5 protein-coding genes are annotated in these 3,842 nt (G+C 58.0%); all 5 read right to left on the bottom strand.

The window, feature by feature from the left end; genetic code table 11:
* The coding region (locus PQR02_RS39795; RefSeq protein WP_459252066.1) for a magnesium and cobalt transport protein CorA at window positions 1–253 on the bottom strand (253 nt) is incomplete at its 3' end.
* 249 nt (window positions 254–502) lie between these two features.
* Entirely contained in the window at window positions 503–889 is a 387-nt protein-coding gene (locus tag PQR02_RS39800; RefSeq protein ID WP_408243286.1) for a hypothetical protein, read from the bottom strand.
* Between the two features lie 290 nt (window positions 890–1,179).
* On the bottom strand, window positions 1,180–1,731 hold the full coding sequence (locus tag PQR02_RS39805; RefSeq protein ID WP_408243287.1) for a hypothetical protein: 552 nt from the start codon (window positions 1,729–1,731) through the stop codon (window positions 1,180–1,182).
* Between the two features lie 246 nt (window positions 1,732–1,977).
* The gene (locus PQR02_RS39810) at window positions 1,978–2,304 is read right to left on the bottom strand and encodes a flagellar transcriptional regulator FlhD (protein ID WP_408243288.1); all 327 of its coding nucleotides are present in this window, start codon (window positions 2,302–2,304) and stop codon (window positions 1,978–1,980) included.
* 406 nt (window positions 2,305–2,710) lie between these two features.
* Entirely contained in the window at window positions 2,711–2,980 is a 270-nt protein-coding gene (locus tag PQR02_RS39815; protein WP_408243289.1) for a hypothetical protein, read from the bottom strand.
* Window positions 2,981–3,842 lie beyond the last annotated feature (862 nt).

Consider the following 3,842-nt stretch of genomic DNA (forward strand, 5'->3'; position numbering starts at 1 on the left):
ACCCTATAACGGACAGTAAAATCGATAAAAAGGAGACCTTCGACGGCGACAGCGTGGTATGCGTCTCCGCTTCCTTGATAAAGTCTTGCAGCACGGCGTCGACGGCACTGTCCGTGACGTCTTTCAGGGCGGCCATCGCGATCGTGATCTTCTGCTCCTCACGTGGACCGAGGAACCGGAAGGCTTCTGCCGCCTCGTCTTCGCCGAGCGACATCAGCAGCAGCGCCGCCTTGTTGATTCCTTCCGCGTTCAATCGGCGCTCCCTGACTTAACAAAGGTGGCAGCGATCCTCTGATGTCTTTTTCCAGCAATCGCGCGTCGTTCAGTTCCTGTCCGACCGTTGGGCGCAATGCCCGATCCGTCGGTTGTTTGCGTCCTAAAGACGTCCACGGGCGACGGCCCATGCGCCGGCAACGGCGTGGCGGAAGTAGCTGCCGGACACGTTGCGCGCGCCGGTCCGCTTTGAGCCCGACTCGGTGCGTCGGCATGAACGGGGCGTAATTCATGCGTCGGTGCCTCGCCGGCGGGGTGCGGTCAGATTGACCCACTCATAAGCGTCGTGCCCAAGCCTGCCCACTTCGCGCCATACGGCGAACGGAATCTCTTGACGGGCCGCATGCCGATTAACAAGCCCCTGGCATACGTTTGTCATCTGTCGAAGCAGCACAATCGCGCGCGTCTCAAGACTCTCCCCGTGCTGGTCGAGTGCTGTCTTCGCCTCCTGAGCCCGTTGAGCCATGGTCCGCCATTGCGCATCGCGGATGTCCTGAGCGTAAGCGCCGCGCTGCGCGAGCGCGCTCGACACAATGTAGAGGTCTTTGAGCGCAGTGATGACCTCTGGCGGCACGACGCAACCGTCGCTGCCCGGTTGCGCGTGGGTCATCAGCATGCTCGCCACAGGTTCACCACAGGCGCGACCGCAGAACCCGTGCTCGACGAAATCATGCGACCCGTTGATGAATGGGCGGAACGGACGACGTTAGACAGGCGGTGTAAATCGGGCATGGGTAGCGGTGCTTGCGAGATGCAGGTCGAGGTGGCGCACATGCGGGCGTGACGAGCGGGGCGGGTTACACATTCGCCGGACTGTTCAGGTCGTTTTCTGCCTTTCGTATGGATATGGCTATCCGACTCTCGCGTTCACGCGTGGGTTGGTGACTGTTTTCGGTTTATAGCGGATTACTGTGGCGCCATGTTTACGGCAATTAAATACTCAATTCCCGCGTCGTCTTTCGCGACAGCCGCGCGCGTGCCGAGTCGTACGGTTGTGTCAATATGCGTTCGCCAGGTGTGAGCAGAGTCCGCGACAGTCAGGTTAAGGATGACGTGCGCTGTGTTTTGGGTGATCCGGGAAACTTTCCCGTCCACCATGAGGTGATGCTGTCGGTCAGACGGTGTTGCATTGGATGTCTTGGAATTTTTGGCGGGGTGTGTGGTAGTGCTTGAGCTGAAGAAAAACGGTACGCCTACCCACTGCACCGAGGAAAAACCGGGTTTGAATATCTTCTCGCCGTGATAGGTCGCCGCGGTGCTGAATTCGATGTTTGCCAGGTTCAGTGTTGCGCCGTCCTGCCAGAATCCGTTTGAGCAAATGAAAATCCGTCTGTCCGTCGCCTCTGAAAAGGCGCCATTAATTGCACATTTTGTTTCCGCTGTGGCCAGCGTGTTGGCTGGTGCAGCTTGACAACAGTGTGCTGAGACCAGACTCAGAAGGAGGAGGAATCTTTTCATTCTATTTGGTATCTAGAAGTCGGCTTAACAGGACCGGATCGCTTCGTAGCTCACAACCACACCGCGCTCGAACAGCAAGTCCTCGACGTGGTGCCAGCTCAAGTGGACGCGGATGCACGAGCGCGCTGCGCAACTGATAACGCCAACTGACAAACGACGACGGTGATAGAGCGATTTCGTTTTCTTCATGGAACGGTTTTACGCCGCGGATCAATCAACCTGACAACACCCCACCTGCTGCACCCCTCAAAAACCGAACGAAAGTTGTGTATAACGGGATACGTCTACCGACTGGCACACTGCGTTGGCTGTGATGAGTGATGCGGTCGTCTTCGCAGTGCTACCCTTATCCGAGATAGCGGACAGAATGGCGTGATCGTTGAAGCCAAGCCGGCACAGCAACTGACTCGATGCGGCAAGTCTTTCGGTTTGCTCTATCGTGAGATTCAAGATGACATCCGCCAGCTTCCCCGAGATTCTCATGCTCGACATGCCCATCGCCTTATCTTTGCGCAACAGACGTTGCGCAAGCAACAAATACGACAGGTTGAGGTTTTTGACCTCCGCCAGCATTTTCGATCACTCCCACATGATTACCGCGCTTCAAGACAAGCGCTCTGAGCGCTTCTCGTCATTCGTGGCTCTCGCTGCCGCGTTTATGTTGAGCTGCTGATTGTCAACGCGCCGGCGTCATCCTGACGTTGCGCGAACTGCAAATGCGCACAGTTCCATTTCATGCCGTGGACAAAGCGAACAGGCTGATGTTCCAGACCGCCAGGACGCCGTCAGCGGGCGGCGCAGATATCCATAAGGTCGCGTGACAGTCCTCGTTCGGAGCGCACATGGTGCGAAGTACGTCACATCAGTGAACGCCGGCACATCAGGAACGAAAGACCGGACGAGCCTGATGTGCGGCAGGGGCGGCGTAGTCGTGCGGTCGCCCGTCGATTCTCATCGCTGACATGCGCTCATTTCGCGCTTAGACCGGCTCGGCCGCAGTCCACCGAGTCCAGCCGGTTTGTCCGCTCGCCTCGGCGACGCGCAAGGCGCGGGAACCATCGGCGAACGTCAGGCATTCAACGCGAAGGCGCCGGTCTGCGGCCGTATCGTCTGCGTGGACAGCGCCGCCTTCATGCCTGAAACGCAGCTTACCTTCCCGCAAAAGTTCTAGCGACGGCTGGTCTCCCGGGTCCGCAGGCTTACGTTCCCACCGGTTCAGGAGCGTCGCGGCAATTTCGGCGTCGAACATGTTGGGCTTTCCTCAGCGGGCTGATAAGGACGTCAGCACTAAGCAGGTAACGGTCGCATTAAGACCCGCCATCACGATCGGCTATCGGCGCTCTCTTCATCCGATGCACCTGGCGCAACGACCATGCGTCGAAACCCGTGATCGCGGTTAAACCGACAAGGCTCGCAAGTAATATCCCCGAGCAATTGAGCAAACGTTTGCTTTTCCATGTTCGACCCGCCGCCGTATGAATTAAATATTGACATGTATTACGGCGGCCCTTCCCAATATTTGCATTGGGGTAAACCCTACTTTCATCAACCGCTTATATGGGAGCCAAGCGGTCGAAGGCGCGCCTATCAGGCTCTAGCGTGGCCCTCGGAATGGCCGGAAGCCTTCGGCCGAGAGGTGCTGTCGGCCTTGTGCGGGTGTGTCGGGCATCAATCGGTCATCGACCTGCTTGTCGAGAGCGATGTGGGCATGTATGCGCACAAGGCTAAGAAGAGGGGCGGCAGCTCGACGCGGTTGATGTATAAGTTCGGAAAACTCGTCGGCGTTCTAACAGAACGGAGCAGATCACTCCCCCACATTTCTTGGCGGCTTTTCTCGCAGTCGTTCGGATGCTGCGCGCAGCGATAGAGTGCCGATTCAGGCGCCGTCTCGCACACCGGGATTAGACGAAGCATCGAGCATGCTGGCGCTCGACCTTCGACAGATCCACGCAGTACCGTCAGGCGGCACAGGGTCGGCTTCGTGTTAGGTTCATGCCACGACAGTGGCAGGGCCTGCGGACACGAAGCTTTGCACCACCGTCGTTGCGGTAATGGGCCGGTCCACCTTGTAAAGCGGCCATTGATCACGCGCTGCACTGAAGGACCGTTGT

It is taken from the genome of Paraburkholderia sediminicola, assembly GCF_046026895.1.
GTDB lineage: Bacteria > Pseudomonadota > Gammaproteobacteria > Burkholderiales > Burkholderiaceae > Paraburkholderia > Paraburkholderia sediminicola_C.